At 63.6% G+C, this 2,906-nt stretch carries 3 protein-coding genes and 1 pseudogene; 1 reads left to right on the plus strand and 3 read right to left on the minus strand.

The features are described from left to right. Positions 1-1,007 (plus strand): phosphoribosylformylglycinamidine synthase subunit PurQ (locus tag AC1D1X_RS19670; protein ID WP_477698953.1); only part of this gene is annotated, 1,007 nt, incomplete at its 5' end. 10 nt (positions 1,008-1,017) lie between these two features. Here AC1D1X_RS19670 and AC1D1X_RS19675 read toward each other — a convergent pair. The 3 genes and pseudogenes from AC1D1X_RS19675 to AC1D1X_RS19685 form a co-directional block, all read right to left on the minus strand. Next, on the minus strand, positions 1,018-1,764 hold the full coding sequence (locus AC1D1X_RS19675) for an ABC transporter substrate-binding protein (RefSeq protein ID WP_477669625.1): 747 nt from the start codon (positions 1,762-1,764) through the stop codon (positions 1,018-1,020). 150 nt (positions 1,765-1,914) lie between these two features. Beyond that, a pseudogene (locus tag AC1D1X_RS19680) lies at positions 1,915-2,304 on the minus strand (hypothetical protein); the annotation flags it as partial. Positions 2,305-2,441: 137 nt separating this feature from the next. Further along, positions 2,442-2,906, minus strand: a 465-nt coding sequence (locus tag AC1D1X_RS19685) for a peptidylprolyl isomerase (RefSeq protein ID WP_477698954.1), incomplete at its 5' end; no start/stop codon positions are given.

The raw sequence follows: 2,906 nt of genomic DNA on the forward strand, positions 1-2,906 counted from the left end.
AGATCCAGGTCTGGCGCGAGATCCAGGTCTGGCGCGACACCAAGGCCGTGTTCTCGGCCAAGCTGCAAGACTTGCACCAGGTCTGGGATTCGATCAGCTGGAAGATTTGCCAGCAGCGCGACAACCCCGATTGCGCCAATACTGAACACGCGACCACCGGCAACCCCGCCGACCCGGGCCTGCATGTGCAACTGACGTTTGATCCAGTCAAAGTGCTGTCGGCGCCCGCGCTCAACCTGTCGGCGCGGCCACGCGTGGCGGTGCTGCGCGAGCAGGGCGTCAATTCGCATGTGGAAATGGCTTACGTCTTCACCGAAGCCGGCTTTGAAGCCTGCGACGTGCATATGACTGACCTTCAAACCGGTCGCGCCAGGCTGGCCGACTTCAAGGGCATCGTGGCCTGCGGCGGCTTCAGCTATGGCGACACGCTGGGGGCTGGCATCGGCTGGGCGCGCTCAGTCACCTTCAACCCGGTGCTGTCCGAAGAGTTCAAGGCGTTCTTTGCGCGCCAGGACACCTTTGGTTTGGGCGTGTGCAACGGCTGCCAGATGTTTGCCGAACTGGCCGACATCATCCCGGGCGCCGAGGCCTGGCCGCGCTTTACCACCAACCGCAGCGAGCGCTTTGAAGCACGCCTGAGCATGGTCGAGGTGCTGGAGTCCCCCAGCATCTTCCTGCAGGGCATGGCCGGCAGCCGCCTGCCGATCGCCGTCGCGCATGGCGAGGGCTATGCCAATTTCGCCTTCCGGGGCGATGCCTCCAAGGCGATTGCCGCTATGCGCTTTACCGACAACGATGGCAAGCCGACCGAAGCTTATCCGGCCAACCCCAACGGCAGCGCCGGCGGCCTCACCGCCGTGACCACGGCTGACGGCCGCTTCACGGCGATGATGCCGCATCCCGAGCGCGTGTTCCGCAACATCCAGAAGAGCTGGACTTCGGGCGGCGCCAGCGAACGCAGCCCGTGGATGAGCCTCTGGCACAACGCGCGCAAGTGGGTGGGATGAGTCTTTGGCGTTAGCGGGTAGAGGGCGGGGCGACTGCCGCGCCCTCAATGCCGTGGCGCGCCAACGCTGTGGCCACAAATCCCGAAGCCTTCATCTCTTCGACAAACGCCGCCAGGTAGCGCGCACCGGCCTCGCGCCCCTTGGGCAGGCCCATAGCCTGGTTGATCACCATGAAGCGCCCCGGTAGCAAACGCACGCCCGTTATGCGTTTAGCGTCAGCCTCCAACTGCTGCTTGACGCCGGCCGCCACCTCGATGTTCTGCGCGACCATCACATCGGTCACCGCCGGGGAGGTGGGGGCCTTCACCAGCCTGGCCGCTTTCAGTTCACGGGTCAGATAGAGATCGTAGGCACTGCCGTTGCCGACCACGACGCGGTTGGCCACCTGGTCCACCTCTTCATTGCGTTGTATCGGCGAGTCCATGCGCACCAGGTACGCGCCCTCGATGATCACGTAGGGCGGCGTCTGCAACATGTCTGCGCCGCGCACCGGGTCTATCGCGACAAAGGCGATGTCAACCTGCACATCCCTGACCGCTTCGACCACCTTGCCGGCCGATGTGAAGGTCACCAGCTGCACCGGTACGCCCAGGCGCTTGCCGAGTTCGTTGGACAGATCCACCGAGACGCCGCGCGGTGAACCGTCCGGCATGCGAGCCGCCAGTATGGGGTTGCCGAAATTGATGGCAGCCCTGAGCTTGCCGGACGGCGCCAGTTCGGCGGCAGGAGCCGGCGGCGCAGAGACACAACCCAGCAGCGCGAAACCAGCCAGCGCCAGCACGGCCAGTGCGGCAAGCCACCACCACAAGCCGTTTGAGTTGCTCACCTGGCCCGGGGATTGTCCTTCGCTCGGGCCAGATCCCTCGCCAGCGCCCGTACCCGGTCCGATTCCCCCGGCTTCCACCGCATCCTTGGCTTCCTTGAGCCCCATGCCCGTCAGGCCTCGCAAGCGCCGTACCGCCTCTATTTTGTTGCCTTGGTCCAGCGCCTCTTGCACCTGCGCGGGCAGGGGCGCGCCGGCGGGCAAGGCGTTGGGCGCGAAGCCGGTGACCGGCGGCTCGCCGCGCATATAGGCTTCCAGCGCGTCCTTGGTTTCCTTCAGGCCCAGGCCGGTGCCGGCGCGCATCAGCTGGATGGCTTCAACCAGGTTGCCGCGTTGCAAGGCATCCTGCACGGGTTGGGGAAGACTGGGGCCGGAAAGAGGATTGGGCTCGGTCATGTGCGCCTCGACTGTGGGGAAAGAGATGAGGAAAAGCAAGGCGCTTGCGCATCGAGCCTCTGGAGGAATGTGAGCCATTGGAACGGCCGCCAGTACCTTCGTCAACCGGCAATTCACGTAATCCGTCCTGATCGGTGAGCCTCAAGAAAAAAGCAGCCAAAAGGCTGCTTTTTCAGGAAGACAAGGCGGGCAGGGCGCTCGCAGCGATGTGCCGCTTACTCGACCTTGGCTTTTTTGCGCAGTTCTTCCTGGAACGCCGCCAGCTTTTGCTGCTGCATTTGCTGAGCGATCTGCGGCTTCACTTCCTCGAAGGACGGGAGCTGGGCCGTGCGGATGTCGTCCACACGAATGACGTGGTAACCGAACTGGGTTTTCACCGGGGTATCGGTGGTCTGGCCCTTGTTGAGCTTGACCAGTGCCTCGGTGAATTCAGGCACATAGCTGGAAGGGTTGGCCCAGTCCAGGTCGCCGCCCTTGGCACCGGATCCGGGATCCTTGGACTTCTTCTTGGCGATGTCATCGAACTTGCCGCCCTTTTTCAGGCTGGCAATGATCTCTTTGGCCTCGGCTTCCTTTTCGACCAGGATGTGGCGGGCCTTGTACTCCTTGCCGCCATTGGCTTCGGCAAATTTGTCGTATTCAGCCTTCAGCTCGACATCGGTCACCGGATTCTTCTTCTG

The sequence above is a fragment of the Polaromonas sp. P1_G4 genome (genome assembly GCF_056405475.1).